Origin of the sequence: Streptomyces sp. NPDC012508, assembly GCF_042902595.1 — a bacterium.
Taxonomy (GTDB): domain Bacteria; phylum Actinomycetota; class Actinomycetes; order Streptomycetales; family Streptomycetaceae; genus Streptomyces.
Window position 1 is genome coordinate 701884 of the sequence record NZ_JBIBEO010000003.1, and the last position, 13985, is coordinate 715868.

At 72.9% G+C, this 13985-nt stretch carries 14 protein-coding genes; 7 read left to right on the top strand and 7 right to left on the bottom strand.

The features are described from left to right. Positions 1-121: 121 nt before the first annotated feature. From ACFY8U_RS13710 to ACFY8U_RS13720, 3 genes are all read left to right on the top strand, one after another. Positions 122-760, top strand: a complete 639-nt coding sequence (locus tag ACFY8U_RS13710; RefSeq protein ID WP_361436342.1) for a DUF6758 family protein — start codon at positions 122-124, stop codon at positions 758-760. 125 nt (positions 761-885) lie between these two features. Continuing rightward, entirely contained in the window at positions 886-1746 is an 861-nt protein-coding gene (locus ACFY8U_RS13715) for a PHP domain-containing protein (protein WP_389569514.1), read from the top strand. A gap of 752 nt (positions 1747-2498) precedes the next feature. Further along, positions 2499-3104 (top strand): MarC family protein, encoded by a 606-nt coding sequence (locus ACFY8U_RS13720; protein WP_389569517.1) that lies wholly within the window; start codon positions 2499-2501, stop codon positions 3102-3104. 91 nt (positions 3105-3195) lie between these two features. Here ACFY8U_RS13720 and ACFY8U_RS13725 read toward each other — a convergent pair whose 3' ends face one another. Continuing rightward, complete coding sequence (locus ACFY8U_RS13725; RefSeq protein ID WP_086024648.1) at positions 3196-3348, bottom strand: hypothetical protein; 153 nt, start codon at positions 3346-3348, stop codon at positions 3196-3198. 183 nt (positions 3349-3531) lie between these two features. Between ACFY8U_RS13725 and ACFY8U_RS13730 the strand changes: the two genes are divergently transcribed. Continuing rightward, positions 3532-4458, top strand: coding sequence for an NYN domain-containing protein (locus ACFY8U_RS13730; RefSeq protein WP_361436349.1), 927 nt, complete (start codon positions 3532-3534; stop codon positions 4456-4458). Between the two features lie 72 nt (positions 4459-4530). Here the strand turns inward: ACFY8U_RS13730 and ACFY8U_RS13735 are convergent, their stop codons facing one another. Together ACFY8U_RS13735 and ACFY8U_RS13740 are read right to left on the bottom strand one after the other, a co-directional pair. After that, positions 4531-5427 carry an alpha/beta fold hydrolase gene (locus ACFY8U_RS13735; RefSeq protein ID WP_389569520.1) on the bottom strand — a complete coding sequence of 299 codons (897 nt, stop codon included), beginning with the start codon at positions 5425-5427 and terminating at the stop codon, positions 4531-4533. Between the two features lie 96 nt (positions 5428-5523). Then, positions 5524-7689 (bottom strand): DEAD/DEAH box helicase, encoded by a 2166-nt coding sequence (locus ACFY8U_RS13740; protein ID WP_389569740.1) that lies wholly within the window; start codon positions 7687-7689, stop codon positions 5524-5526. 479 nt (positions 7690-8168) lie between these two features. Between ACFY8U_RS13740 and ACFY8U_RS13745 the strand changes: the two genes are divergently transcribed. Beyond that, the gene (locus ACFY8U_RS13745) at positions 8169-8957 is read left to right on the top strand and encodes a ferritin-like fold-containing protein (RefSeq protein WP_389569522.1); all 789 of its coding nucleotides are present in this window, start codon (positions 8169-8171) and stop codon (positions 8955-8957) included. Between the two features lie 224 nt (positions 8958-9181). On the opposite strand, the gene ACFY8U_RS13750 is transcribed toward ACFY8U_RS13745, so the two are convergent. The 4 genes from ACFY8U_RS13750 to ACFY8U_RS13765 all read right to left on the bottom strand — a co-directional run bounded on the left by ACFY8U_RS13750 (position 9182) and on the right by ACFY8U_RS13765 (position 11024). Then, a complete protein-coding gene (locus tag ACFY8U_RS13750; RefSeq protein WP_389569524.1) occupies positions 9182-9451 on the bottom strand; it encodes a hypothetical protein in 270 nt (89 codons plus the stop codon). 203 nt (positions 9452-9654) lie between these two features. Further along, on the bottom strand, positions 9655-9882 hold the full coding sequence (locus ACFY8U_RS13755) for a DUF3107 domain-containing protein (protein WP_361609770.1): 228 nt from the start codon (positions 9880-9882) through the stop codon (positions 9655-9657). Between the two features lie 119 nt (positions 9883-10001). Then, positions 10002-10661 (bottom strand): TetR/AcrR family transcriptional regulator, encoded by a 660-nt coding sequence (locus tag ACFY8U_RS13760; RefSeq protein ID WP_389569527.1) that lies wholly within the window; start codon positions 10659-10661, stop codon positions 10002-10004. 147 nt (positions 10662-10808) lie between these two features. After that, positions 10809-11024, bottom strand: a complete 216-nt coding sequence (locus ACFY8U_RS13765) for a hypothetical protein (RefSeq protein ID WP_361436363.1) — start codon at positions 11022-11024, stop codon at positions 10809-10811. 135 nt (positions 11025-11159) lie between these two features. Between ACFY8U_RS13765 and ACFY8U_RS13770 the strand changes: the two genes are divergently transcribed. Continuing rightward, positions 11160-12209 (top strand): alpha/beta fold hydrolase, encoded by a 1050-nt coding sequence (locus ACFY8U_RS13770; protein WP_389569530.1) that lies wholly within the window; start codon positions 11160-11162, stop codon positions 12207-12209. 8 nt (positions 12210-12217) lie between these two features. Continuing rightward, a complete protein-coding gene (locus ACFY8U_RS13775; protein ID WP_389569532.1) occupies positions 12218-13711 on the top strand; it encodes a DUF3152 domain-containing protein in 1494 nt (497 codons plus the stop codon). Positions 13712-13985: the final 274 nt, after the last annotated feature.

The window sequence follows — 13985 nt, forward strand, 5'->3', positions numbered from 1 at the left end:
GCGGTCGGTGTGCCGCGGGGCCGACTTGGCGCCGTCGCGTCTATCACTCGGGGTGAACTGGTCGGGCCGGACGGGTGATCGTCCTTGACGCGGGCGCGGAGGGGTAGGACCGTTGGGCTCTATGAGGGGCGAACCCAGTTGCCCGAAGTGCGGTGGCCGGGTCAGGGCGCCCGGTCTTTTTGCCGATTCTTGGCAGTGCGACGTGCATGGTTCGGTGCACCCGATGCAGCCCGTGATCCCGCCCAGCGTCGAGGCCCTCGGTGTGGTGGTGCACCGGGCACAGGTGCCGGTCTGGATGCCGTGGCCTCTACCCGTCGGCTGGCTCTTCACCGGGGTCGCGTACGCCGGTGACGATCGCAGTGGCGGACGCGCGACCGCCGTCGCCTGCTCGGGGCCCGGGCCGTTGGGCGGGATCGGCGAGCTGCTGCTCGTGGCGGAGGAGCTGGGCGTCGGACTCGGCGCGCGGTACGCCGGCATCGACGGGCCCGACCCCGGTCCCGGGATGGCCATCGACAAGCCCGCCCAGACCAAGGTGCTCGCCGCGGGGCGGCCGACACCGCTCTGGCACGTGAACGGGACCCCGCAGGACCGGGCGGTCTTCGCGGGTGAGGCGCGCGGGCTGTGGCTGTGGGCGATCGTGTGGCCGGAGCAGTCGGGACTGCTGATGTACGACGAGCTGGTGCTGACGGACCTGCGGGACGCAGGCGCGGAAGTGGAACTGCTGCCGTGCGGTGCGCTGACGCCGCGTCTGCTCTCGTAGTCGGGGGCAGGGCTCGGCGTAGGGGCCGGGGTTCCAGGGGGCTGAGGCTGGGCCGGTGTGGTCGGATGCGCCCGTTATGCTGGAGCGTCCCCTTCGTCCACCCCTGAGCCCTGGAGCAACGCGTCGTGCGCATCGACCTGCACACCCACTCCACGGCGTCGGACGGTACGGACACCCCGGCGGAGCTGGTCCGCAACGCGGCGGCGGCCGGACTGGACATCGTCGCCCTCACGGACCACGACACCACGCGCGGGTACGCGGAGGCGATCGCGGCGCTGCCCGAGGGGCTGACGCTCGTCACCGGCATGGAGTTGTCCTGCCGTGTCGACGGGGTCGGTCTGCACATGCTCGCCTACCTCTTCGACCCCGAGGAGCCGGAGCTGGCCGCCGAGCGCGAGCTGGTCCGGGACGACCGGGTGCCGCGCGCGCGGGCGATGGTCGGCAGACTTCAGGAGCTCGGCGTCCCGGTCACCTGGGAGCAGGTCGCCCGGATCGCGGGTGACGGCTCGGTCGGCCGCCCGCACGTGGCGGAGGCGATGGCCGAACTCGGTGTCGTACGGGACGTGTCCGGGGCGTTCACGCAGGAGTGGCTGGCGGACGGGGGGCGGGCGTACGTGCGGAAGCACGAGCTCGACCCGTTCGAGGCGATCCGTCTGGTCAAGGCGGCCGGCGGTGTCACGGTCTTCGCGCACCCGGCGGCGGTCAAGCGGGGCGAGGTCGTCCCGGAGTCCGCGATCGCGCGGCTCGCGGAGGCGGGCCTCGACGGCATCGAGGTCGACCACATGGACCACGACGAGGCGACGCGGGCGCGGCTGCGAGGGCTGGCCAAGGAGCTCGGGCTGCTGACCACGGGGTCCAGCGACTACCACGGCAGCCGGAAGACGTGCGGCCTGGGTGAGTACGTGACGGACCCCGAGATCTACGGCGAGATCACCCGCCGCGCGACGGGCGCCTTCCCGGTCCCGGGCGCGGGCGGACGCCACTAGCCCGGACCGGGCGCTCTGGGCCCTCGGTCGCTCCTGGCCTCCCGGCGAGCCCGCCGAGGGCTTCTTCGGGAGACAGGGCCGGCCCTGCCGACTCGCTTCGGCGGGAGGCCGGGCGGGTCCGTCCCGCGCCGCGCCGCCGGAGTCCCTGCCGGAGAGCCCCGACGGTTCCGCGCCGAGTGCTGGGCGGTGCCCCACGGCCCCTCAAGAGCCCCAGCGGGCATCGTCGGTCTTTCCGGGGGTCGGGTCGGGCCAGCGGGCGCGTGCGCCCGATCCGGCCCCGAGGCTCTCGGCGAGCGTCCCGACGGCCTGCCCCAGGCAGGTCCGGCCCGACGGAACCGCCGGCCGGAAACCAACCCCGGCAGGGAGCCGGTCCCCGCAGGGCCCGGCATCCGCAGGGAACCGACCCGGCAGGGTGCGGGACCCCGACCCCGCAGGGCCCGGCATCCGCCGGGTTCCGGATCCCGCAGGGACCTGGCTCCGGTGGACGTGGCCCCGCAGGGAGGCGACCCGGCAGGGATCCGGTCCCGGCAGGGTCTGGCTTCCGCAGGGATCCGGTCCCGGCAGGGCCCCGCCCCCGCAAGGATCCGGATCCCGCAGGGGCACCCCGCAGGGCCCTGTCTCCGTGAGGATCCGGACCCCGGCAGGGCCCGGCCCCCGCAGGGAGACGACCCGCGCCCGCTCCCGACACCGCCCCACCCCCACCGGGGCACCACCGACCACCCACTCGTACACCCCACCACGCAAGGCACACCGTGTTCGACGTCGCCGTATTCGGCTCGCTGTTTCTGACTCTGTTCGTGATCATGGACCCCCCCGGGATCACCCCGATCTTCCTCGGCCTCACCTCCGGCCGCCCCGCCAAGGTGCAGCGGCGCATGGCCTGGCAGGCCGTTGCCGTGGCCTTCGGGGTCATCACCGTCTTCGGGATCCTCGGGCAGCAGATCCTCGCCTATCTCCACGTCTCCGTACCCGCCCTGATGATCGCCGGCGGTCTGCTCCTCCTGCTCATCGCGCTCGACCTCCTCACCGGCAAGACCGACGAGCCCAAGCAGACCAAGGACGTCAACGTCGCCCTCGTCCCCCTCGGCATGCCCCTGCTCGCCGGGCCCGGTGCGATCGTGTCGGTGATCCTCGCCGTGCAGCACGCCGACGGTGTCGGCGCGCAGGTCTCCGTCTGGGCCGCGATCGTCGCCATGCACGTCGTCCTCTGGCTGACCATGCGTTACTCGCTGCTGATCATCCGCGTCATCAAGGACGGCGGCGTCGTGCTCGTGACCCGGCTCGCCGGCATGATGCTCTCCGCCATCGCCGTGCAGCAGATCATCAACGGCGTCACCCAGGTCATCCAGGGGTCCTGACCCGCAGCCGCCCGCACGCCACTGCGCCCCCGTACGGATTCCGGTGTTCACGGAGTCCGTGCGGGGGCGCGGTGCGTCTCAGCGGTGCCTGTTATGAGGCCGAGGTCTCGGCCGGGCGGATCCAGATGCGCTGGCCGATCGAAGCGGCCTGCTGCACGATCCGGTTGACGGAGGCGGCGTCCACGACGGTCCTGTCGACGGGCGTGCCGTCGATGTCGTCGAGTCGCAGGATTTCGAAGCGCATGGGCTTCTCCCTTCGTCTGGAGTTGATCCTCCTGTTGGAGAACTGTGTTGCGTGTTACGTACAGGTCCAACGGGATGCATCCTGCAAACATTCCCTACGCTAAGGAAATTTTTCGGATGGCTAACTACTAAGTCGTAGGGGACGATGGCGGGAACCGCCCGAGCGGCGGACAATGAGCCCCGTATGAACGACGCCGAGCTTTCCCCCACGCCGCCCCGCGACCCCGTCCACGACCTGCGCGACCGCCTGGAGCACACCAATGAGCTCCTCCGGCGGATGCTGGCCGAAGTGGCGAAGACCCCCTCGACCCATGCCATCTTCGTCGACGCCGGTTACGTCTATGCTGCGGCCGGGTTGCTGGTGGCGGGCACCGAGGACCGGCGCTCCTTCGACCTCGACGCCGAAGGACTCATCGAGGCCTTCATCGACAAGGCCCGCACGATCTTCGCGGACAGCCGGCTGCTGCGTGTGTACTGGTACGACGGCGCCCGGCGCCGCATCCACACGCCCGAGCAGCAGACCATCGCCGAACTCCCCGACGTCAAGGTCCGGCTCGGCAACCTCAACTCCAACAACCAGCAGAAGGGCGTCGACTCCCTCATCCGCTCCGACCTGGAGTCCCTCGCCCGGCACCGCGCCATCAGCGACGCCGCCCTCGTCGGCGGCGACGAGGACCTCGTCCCGGCCGTGGAGGCCGCCCAGGGCTACGGGGCCCGCGTCCACCTCTGGGGCATCGAGGCCGCCGAAGGGCGCAACCAGGCCGAGCCGCTGCTCTGGGAGGTCGACAGCCGCCGCACCTTCGACCTCGACTTCTGCCGCCCGTACGTCACCCGACGCCCCGTCACGACGTACGAGAACGAGGGCGAGCCCCCGCCCTCCCGAGAAGAGGTCCGCTTCGTCGGTGCCCAGATCGCCGCGGTCTGGCTCGCCGAACGCGGTGGCGACGCGATGGCCGAGCTGCTGCCCGGGCACCCGTACCTGCCGGGACCCGTCGACCAGGACCTGCTCATCGAGGCGGAGAAGCTCCTCAGCCGCTCGCTGCGCGGGCACGCGGCCCTGCGCAGGGCGCTGCGCGACGGCTTCTGGCAGCACCTCCAGGCGCAGTTCTAGCCGCGTAGCCGAGCAGCCGCGTCACCGGTCAGCCGGCGTAACCACGTTCCAGGCGCGGTGCCGGCAGCCGCCCTAGCCGCCGCTGTACTCGCCCGCGGCTCCCGCCGTCGCGTCCACGTGGTCCCAGAACGCCGCCAGGCGCGCCGCCAGCTCCTCCGGGTGCGAGACATTGGGGGAGTGGCCCGCGCCCTCGACCACCGTGTGGTGCGCGCCCACGTTCGTCGCCGCCGCGGCCAGATGCGTCACGGGCCAGACCATCTCCTCCGCGCCGTACGCGATGTGGACCGGCAGCGCCAGCGCGGCGAGCCGTGCCGTACCGTCCGGGTCGCGCAGCAGCAGCCTTCCCGCGCCCGCCAGTTGGGCGATCCGGGTGCCCATCCAGCGCTGCCGCAGGAACCCCACGATCTCCGGCGGATCGGCGCTCCCCGGCTCCTCGCCCCGGCTGTCCAGCCAGCGCGTCGCCAGCCAGACCCGCTCTTTGGGCAGCAGGGCGAGCGCACCGCGCAGCGCCCGGACCCTGATCCGCTGCGGGCGGGCGACCCGGCCGGGTCCCGAGGAGAGCAGGGTCAGCGAGCGGAACGCGGCGGGCGCGAGCTCCGCCGCGGCACGGGCCACCAGTCCGCCGAAGGAGTGGCCGAGCAGATGCACCGGCCCGTCGCCGAGCGCGGCGGCCTGTGCCACCACGTCGAGGGCGAGGGCACGGCGGCTGTAGGCGTGGCGCCCGCGGGGCCCGGGGGTCTCGTGCTGGCCGCGACCGTCGACGGCCACGGCGCGGAAACCGTCCGCGCCGAGCGGGCCGAGCAGGGCGAGGAAGTCCTCCTTGCTGCCGGTGTAGCCGGGCAGCAGCAGCACCGTGCCGCGGCTCACGCCGTCGGGTGCGGTGTCCAGGACGGCGAAGCCGCCGCGCGTGGTCTCCAGCCGGTAGGCACGGGTGCGGGGTGGCAGCGCCAGGGACCGGGGCTTGCTCATAGAGGGACTGTAACCGCTGTTCAGCGGCGGCCGGACGGCACAGTGGCCCGGTCCCCTGGGGAGGGACCGGGCCACTGCGGAAGGTGCGACGGCGCGTCAGCTCTCGGGCTGCGCGGCCGCGGCCTTCTTCGTCGTGCGACGGCGCGGGGCCTTGGGGGCCTCGGCCGTCTCGGCGGCGACGGTGGCCTCCGCCGGAGCGGCGGCGGCCTTCTTCACCGTACGGCGGCGGGGTGCCGTCTTCGGCTCGGACGCGTCCGGGGCCTCGGCGGCGACGGCCTTCTTGGCCGTCCGGCGGCGCGGGGCCTTGGGGGCCTCCTCGACGGCGGGCTCGACGGCCGGGGTCTCGACCGCGGGGGCCTCGACGGCCTCGGCCGCGACGGCCTTCTTGGCCGCACGGCGACGGGGCGCCTTCTTCGGCTCCTCGACGACCTCGGTGGCGGCGGCGACTGCGGGGGCCGCCTCGACGACCTCCACGACCTCGGCCGCGACGGCCTTCTTCGCCGCGCGACGGCGGGGAGCCTTCTTGGGCTCCTCGACCGTCTCGGTCACCGGCTCGGCGACCTCGGCGGCCGGCTTCGCCGCCGCGAGGGCGGCGGCCGCGGTCTCCACGGTCTGGAACGTGACCGTCTCGGCCTCGGGCTTCACGATGCGCGTACGACGGCGGCGCGGGGCCGCCTTCGGGGCCTCGTCCACCGGCTTGGCCTGCGCGACCACGGAGACCGGAGCCGCGGCTGCGCGGGCCGGGGCCTCCACGACCGGGGCGGCGGCAGCGGCCTCGACGACCGGGGCGGCGGACGCGTTCGACGCGACCGCACCGGCCGTGGCACGGGTGCGACGACGGCGGCGCGGGGTGCGCGGCTCGGCCGGCGCGTCCTCCGTCACCGCGGCGGCGGCGACGGCGGCCGGGGCCGCGGTCGTCGTGCTCGCCGTGGTCGTCTCGACCGTCTCGTCGAGCGTGGAGCCACCGCGCGTACGGCGACGCTGGCGCGGGGCGCGCGTACGGGCCGGACGCTCCTCGGTCACCGGGGCGGCCTGCTTGGCGCCGCGGCCACCACGGCCACCACGCCCGCCGGGCTCGCCCAGGTCCTCCAGCTCCTCCGCGCCCAGACCCGCACGGGTCCGCTCGGCGCGGGGCAGGACGCCCTTGGTGCCCGCCGGGATGTCCAGCTCCTCGTACAGGTGCGGGGAGCTGGAGTACGTCTCGACCGGCTCGTGGAAGTCCAGCCCGAGCGCCTTGTTGATGAGCTGCCAGCGAGGGATGTCGTCCCAGTCGACCAGGGTGACGGCCGTGCCCTTGTTGCCCGCGCGGCCGGTGCGGCCCACGCGGTGGAGGAACGTCTTCTCGTCCTCGGGCGACTGGTAGTTGATGACGTGGGTGACGCCCTCGACGTCGATGCCGCGAGCGGCGACGTCGGTGCAGACGAGCACGTCGACCTTGCCGTTGCGGAAGGCGCGCAGCGCCTGCTCACGCGCGCCCTGGCCGAGGTCGCCGTGGACCGCGCCGGAGGCGAAGCCGCGACGCTGCAGCTGCTCGGCGATGTCGGCCGCCGTGCGCTTCGTACGGCAGAAGATCATCGCGAGCCCGCGGCCGTTGGCCTGCAGGATGCGGGAGACCATCTCCGGCTTGTCCATCGAGTGCGCGCGGAAGACGTGCTGCTTGATGTTGGCGACGGTCACGCCCTCGCCGTCGGGCGAGGTGGCGCGGATGTGCGTCGGCTGCGACATGTAGCGGCGGGCGAGACCGATGACCGCGCCCGGCATGGTGGCCGAGAACAGCATGGTCTGGCGCTTCGCCGGAAGCATGTTCATGATCTTCTCGACGTCGGGCAGGAAGCCCAGGTCGAGCATCTCGTCGGCCTCGTCGAGGACGAGGGCCTTGACGTGGGACAGGTCCAGCTTGCGCTGGCCGGCCAGGTCGAGCAGGCGGCCCGGGGTGCCGACGATGACGTCGACGCCCTTCTTGAGCGCCTCGACCTGGGGCTCGTACGCCCGGCCGCCGTAGATGGCGAGCACGCGGACGTTACGGACCTTGCCGGCGGTCAGCAGGTCGTTGGTGACCTGGGTGCACAGCTCGCGCGTGGGGACGACGACCAGGGCCTGCGGGGCGTCGGTCAGCTGCTCGGGCCTGGCCCGGCCGGCCTCGACGTCCGCGGGGACGGTGACGCGCTCCAGGAGGGGCAGACCGAAACCGAGGGTCTTGCCGGTGCCGGTCTTGGCCTGGCCGATGACGTCGGTGCCGGAGAGGGCGACCGGAAGGGTCATCTCCTGGATGGGGAAGGGGGTCACGATGCCGACGGCTTCGAGCGCCTCGGCCGTCTCGGGAAGGATCCCGAGCTCTCGGAAAGTCGTAGTCAGGGTGCTGCCTCTTCTGTGAGACGCGGCGCGAGGCGAACGCTGGGGGTCGTACCGTGCCGATTCGCTTCCGACCGGATCGAGGAAAGGATCACAGTCGGGTGGCGCGGGACCACTGCCGTCGCTCGAGCGTCGTGCCGCTTGAGGGACCCTCCTGCGGGTGCGCGGGGAGGGCTGTCGGGTCGGAGCCAGTCGGGCCACCGACCGGGCATCCTCATTCATGAGTCGGCCCACCGAGTACGTCCGAACGTGCGAAAACTTGTCCGCATACTCAGCAGGCGCTTTACCACTGTACCCCGGATTCGCGCATGTGTGTTGGGAGAATTGATGATGAGGGCGCGGTCACAGTGACTGACCAGCACCCTGAGCCCGCCGGGGAGCGGGCTATTGTGCGCTTCATGGAGACGCCTGACAACGCCACGCCCGCCGAAGAGAACGCGGCAGCGACCACGGAAGAGACCGCCGGAGGACTCACCGGGATCGCAGCCCAGGACTGGGCCACCGCTTCCGCCGAGCCGCAGTACCGCGCCGCGGTCGTCGACCTGCTCGGCGCGCTGGCCTACGGCGAGCTCGCGGCCTTCGAACGGCTCGCCGAGGACGCCAAGCTCGCGCCGACCCTCGCGGACAAGGCGGAGCTGGCGAAGATGGCCTCCGCCGAGTTCCACCACTTCGAGCAGCTGCGCGACCGGCTGACCGCCGTCGACGCGGAGCCGACGGCGGCGATGGAGCCGTTCGCCAAGGCCCTGGACGACTTCCACCGTCAGACCGCGCCGTCGGACTGGCTGGAGGGCCTGGTCAAGGCCTACGTCGGCGACTCGATCGCGAGCGACTTCTACCGGGAGGTCGCGGCCCGGCTCGACTCCGACACGCGGCGGCTCGTGCTGTCGGTCCTCGACGACACCGGCCACGGCAACTTCGCGGTCGAGAAGGTGCGCGCCGCGATCGACGCGGACCCGCGCGTCGGCGGCCGCCTCGCGCTGTGGGCGCGCCGGCTGATGGGCGAGGCGCTCTCGCAGGCCCAGCGGGTCGTCGCTGAGCGCGACGCCCTCTCCACGATGCTCGTCGGCGGAGTCGACAGCATGGCCGCCGGCTTCGACCTGGCCGAGGTCGGCCGGATGTTCTCCCGGATCACCGAGGCGCACACGAAGCGCATGGCCGCGCTGGGCCTGGCGGCGTAACCCCGCCACCGGTCACGACGGGCTGGTCACGCCACGACCGGCCGGTCACGACACGACCGGCTGGTCACGACGACCGGCTGGTCACGAAACGACCGGTCGCGTCCCTCGCGTCACCACCGGACAAGCGCGTCGGCGGCCCCGCGGCTCAGGCCGCGGGGCCGCCGCCGCGGGGCCGCCGACGTGTGGTCCGTCGAGGCTCTGGTACGTGGTGGGGTGGGCGCTGTTCACGCCGCCGCTGATCGGCGCAGTCGGCGCGAGGCCGGGCGGATCAGCAGCGAGAGCAGGACCGTCGCGATCGCCACGGCCCCGATGAGTGTCGCCAGGGCGTGGCCCGGGCCGAGCGCGCCATGGGTCACCAGGGCGCCGAAGACGGCGCCGAGCGTGCCCGTGGTGAGAACGACCCCTCGTGCGGGGAGGCGGTCGGGCAGCCGGTGCACGGCCGCCCAGGCCAGGGCGAGTCCGAGCAGTGCGGAGCCGAGGGCTTCCAGGAACACGGGATCACCTCGCGTGCGGTGCGGGGCGGGACATTCGGTCGTAGGCGGTCCTACCCGGGCCGACTCCGACGCAATCCTCCCCGCCCGCCTCACCTGCACCTTCGGCCCGTATCCGCGCACCGCGCCGGACCCGGAGCCCACCCGAACGGACGAAGGGCCCGGCGGACGAATCCGCCGGGCCCTTCTCCTGTACTCCGTACGTCTCAGAGCGCGCCGAAGCCCACCCGGCGCACCGCCGGCTCGCCGATCTCCACGTACGCGATCTTGTCGGCCGGGATCAGGACCTTGCGGCCCTTCTCGTCCGTGAGGCTGAGCAGCTGCGCCTTGCCGGCCAGCGCGTCGGCCACTGCGCGCTCGACCTCCTCGGCGGACTGCCCGCTCTCCAGAACGATCTCCCGGGGTGCGTGCTGCACGCCGATCTTGACCTCCACGGCTATGTCCCTCCGAACGGTCAGCGTTGCGCGTCTCCCGCGCCGTACGCTGCACACATTAGCCCGGTGAGGCGATCCGTACGGCGCACCGGCGGAACGCCAGGAGCGAACACGCGGGCTCAGTGGCCGTCGTTGAGCGGCTGGCCGTCCGTCGGGTGCAGCGGGAAGCCCGCGATACCGCGCCACGCCAGCGAGGTCAGCAGCGCCACCGCCTTGTCGCGCGGGATGGCCGACTCGCTGGAGAGCCAGTAGCGCGCGACGACCTGCGACACACCGCCCAGACCCACCGCGAGCAGCATGGACTCGTCCTTGGAGAGGTCGGTGTCCTCGGCGATCACGTCGGAGATGGCCTCGGCGCACTGCAGGCTGACCCGGTCCACGCGCTCGCGCACGGCCGGCTCGTTGGTCAGGTCGGACTCGAAGACGAGCCGGAACGCGCCGCCCTCGTCCTCCACGTACGCGAAGTACGCGTCCATCGTCGCCTCGACCCGGAGCTTGTTGTCCGTCGTCGACGCCAGCGCCGTGCGCACGGCCTGGAGCAGCGACTCGCAGTGCTGGTCGAGCAGGGCCAGGTAGAGCTCGAGCTTCCCTGGGAAGTGCTGGTAGAGCACCGGCTTGCTGACACCCGCGCGTTCCGCGATGTCGTCCATCGCGGCGGAGTGGTACCCCTGGGCGACGAACACCTCCTGGGCCGCCCCGAGGAGCTGGTTCCGTCGGGCTCGGCGCGGCAGGCGCGTGCCCCGAGGGCGTGCTGCCTCTGTCTGCTCGATGGCTGTCACGCCGCCTCCCAAAAATCGATCCATGCGCTGTGTGGCGCCGCGCCCGCCATCGTACTTTTGGGTAACCCGGCTGTGCGCGGTGCGGACGCAGAATTTCACGGACCGGACGCCGAGGGCGATAGGCGGTCCAACATTGAACCGAACGAATCAGCGGTAGTCGTCCTCGTCGAGCGCCACGACACGCGCCTGTTCGGACGAGTCCGCCTCGTTCGCGGAGTCCCGTTCGACATGGGTGTGCGGCTCGTCCTCGCGCTGCTGCACTTCCGTGCGCTGCTCGGCCGCGTCGGCCTCAGGGATTTCCTCGTCGAGCACGTCGTCCTCTTCCTCGGCGAATGTGTCCGGCTCGTTCGGATCGACAGTCATGCGGATTCCTTCCAGCATGCGGGTCCTCTCCGATGGCCCTCACTATGAGCGTAGGAGCACACTCCGCGCGGCGCACCCGAACCTGTGACGCCACACACACGCGCCCCCGCGTGATCGTCTCGTAATATTGCGGCCATGTCGTCGACCGAGCTGCCGGAGACCCGGACCGCTGCCGCACCGTCCTCGTCGCGGACCCGCGCCGTACGGGTCGCCGACGGCGAGAAGCTGCGCTCCGTCGCGCTGCCCGGGCTCACGCTCACCGTCCGCGCCCGCCCCGGCGATCGGCCGGGACTCGCGCCCGCGCTCTACGTCCACGGCCTCGGCGGCTCGTCCCAGAACTGGTCGGCGCTGATGCCCCTGCTCGCCGACCTCGTCGACGGCGAGGCCGTCGACCTGCCGGGCTTCGGCGACTCCCCGCCGCCCGACGACGGCAACTACTCGGTCACCGGACACGCGCGGGCCATCATCCGGTTCCTCGACGCCTCCGGCCGCGGACCGGTCCATCTGATCGGCAACTCGCTCGGCGGAGCCGTGTCCACCCGGGTCGCCGCCGTCCGTCCCGACCTGGTCCGTACCCTCACTCTCGTCTCCCCGGCCCTGCCCGAGCTGCGCGCCCAGCGCACCGCATGGCCGACCGTGATCCTGGCCATGCCGGGCGTCGCCCCCCTCTTCGCGAAGCTGACCAAGGGCTGGACGCCGGAGCAGCGGGTCCGCGGGATGCTCGCCCTCTGCTACGGCGACCCCGGCCGGGTCTCCGACGAGGGCCTCCGGCACGCCGTGGAGGAGATGGAGCGGCGCCTCGAGCTCCCGTACTTCTGGGACGTGATGGCCCGCTCCTCGCGCGGCATCGTCGACGCGTACACGCTCGGCGGTCAACACGGTCTCTGGCGGCAGGCCGAACGGGTGCTGGCGCCCACGCTGCTCATCTACGGCGGCCGTGACCAGCTCGTCTCCTACCGGATGGCGCGCAGGGCGGCCGCCGCGTTCCGCGGCTCGCGCCTCCTGACCCTCCCGGACGCCGGGCATGTCGCCATGATGGAGTACCCCGAGACGGTCGCCCAGGCCGTACGGGAACTGATCGAATTGAACGGACAGAGCGACGACCGCGTAGAGAACGCAGAGAAGCACGGCGACAGCGGTGACAGCGGTGACAGTGGCAACAGCGGCGACAGTGGCGGGAGCTGATCCGGGGCGTGGGACGACATAGTCGCAAGGGCCCCGCGCCCGCTCCCCCCGCGGATCCGGGGCGGCGGGAAGCCGCGGGGCAGGGGACGGGACGCCGAAGGCGCGCACAGGGCGGCGAGGACACAGGCCCCCAGGAGCGGTACCAGGAGCCGCGGCAGGGCACGCGCCCTCCGGATCCGTACGCCCAGGGGGCCCGTGAACAGCAGACCGGGAACACCCAGGGCGGCTACGGGCAGGGCCCGCGTGCGTACGGCCAGGGCTCGCCCCCGTACGGGCAGGGGTCGGGCCCCTACGGGGCGGCGCCGAGCACCTACGGACAAGGGCCCAGCACCTACGGGCAGCGGCCCGGCGCCTACGGGGCGCCGCAGCCCGGCCCGCGCGGTCAGGGCGGCGGCGGCCGTCCCGTCTGGGACACGCCGATGCACGGCACCCCCGTCTACACCGCCCCCGTCGACACGGCCGTACGGGGCGGGCACCCGGAACACACCGACACGGCCCCCCGGCCCCCCGGGCGCTACGGCGACCGGCCGGGCATCCGCGGGAACGCGCCGGACGAGGCGGGGGCCGCGGAGACCACCGGGCGCACCCCCTTCATCCCCGCCCCGCGCCGGGAGCGTGACCCCGAGGACCTTCCCGACGACGTTCCGGAGGAGCTTCCCGAGGAGCCGCCGGCCAAGACGGGTGGCAAGGGCCGGGCACTCACCGGTATCGCCGCCGCCGCCGTCACCACCGTGCTCGCCGTCGTCGTGGCCGGCCAGGTCACCGACCAGGGCGCCGGCACCGCCGTCGCCCGCTCGGCGGAGGCGCCCACGGACCGGGCCGTCGACAAGGGCGGCGCCTCGCGCTCCGACCAGCGGCCCGCGCCCCCGAACGCGGCGCCCGCCGAACCCGCCAAGCCGCCCACGTACGAGCAGTTGATGGCTCGTCAGTTCCCCATCGACCCCAAGTTGAAGGGCTCGGGCGAGTTCGAGGCCGTGGGCGGCTTCGAGAAGGCGCCGGGCAAGGGGCGGAAGATCCGCTACCGGGTCGACGTCGAGAAGGGGCTGGGGCTCGACCCGAAGCTCTTCGCCGAGGCCGTGCAGAAGACCCTGAACGACGAGCGCAGCTGGGCCGGCAAGGGCGCCATGACCTTCGAGCGGATCTCCAGTGGGGACCCGGAGTTCGTGATCACGCTCGCCAGCCCCGGCACCACCGGCGTCTGGTGCGCGAAATCCGATCTGGACACCACCGTCGACAACGTGTCCTGCGACTCCGCGTCCACCTCTCGCGTGATGATCAACGCCTTCCGCTGGGCGCAGGGGTCGGACACCTTCGGCGCGAAGGCGATGTTCGCCTATCGCCAGATGCTCATCAACCACGAGGTCGGACACCGGCTCGGTCACGGCCACGTCAGCTGCCGCACCCCCGGTGCCCTCGCGCCCGTGATGCAGCAGCAGACCAAGTCCCTGGACGTCGACGGCATCAAGTGCCGCCCCAACCCCTGGGTGCACCCCGGGAGTTGACGAGTCCCCGGAGGCTCCCTGAGCGACGCCGTCCGGCGTCGCCAGGAGCTGGCCGCAGCATGACTCTGAGTGAGCGAGACGCCCCGTAACGCGACGGAACGCGACCGGGGTGTGAAAGTTACGTGCATTCACCCCTTCCGGTGGCGGGGGGGGCCCCCCCCCCCCCCGGCCCCCCCCCCCCCCCCCCCCGCGCCCACCCCCCCCCCCCCCGGCAACCCCCCGGGCCGGGGGGGACCCCGGGGGGGGGGGGGGGGGGGGGGGGGGGGGGGGTGTG

Excerpts from the sequence above, each read along its gene's own strand:
- ACFY8U_RS13735 (WP_389569520.1), bottom strand. The coding sequence starts at position 5,427 with ATGAGCAAGCCCCGGTCCCTGGCGCTGCCACCCCGCACCCGTGCCTAC.
- ACFY8U_RS13765 (WP_361436363.1), bottom strand. The coding sequence starts at position 11,024 with ATGACTGTCGATCCGAACGAGCCGGACACATTCGCCGAGGAAGAGGAC.
- ACFY8U_RS13770 (WP_389569530.1), top strand. The coding sequence starts at position 11,160 with ATGTCGTCGACCGAGCTGCCGGAGACCCGGACCGCTGCCGCACCGTCC.
- ACFY8U_RS13730 (WP_361436349.1), top strand. The coding sequence starts at position 3,532 with ATGAACGACGCCGAGCTTTCCCCCACGCCGCCCCGCGACCCCGTCCAC.
- ACFY8U_RS13740 (WP_389569740.1), bottom strand. The coding sequence starts at position 7,689 with ATGACCCTTCCGGTCGCCCTCTCCGGCACCGACGTCATCGGCCAGGCC.
- ACFY8U_RS13725 (WP_086024648.1), bottom strand. The coding sequence starts at position 3,348 with ATGCGCTTCGAAATCCTGCGACTCGACGACATCGACGGCACGCCCGTC.
- ACFY8U_RS13710 (WP_361436342.1), top strand. The coding sequence starts at position 122 with ATGAGGGGCGAACCCAGTTGCCCGAAGTGCGGTGGCCGGGTCAGGGCG.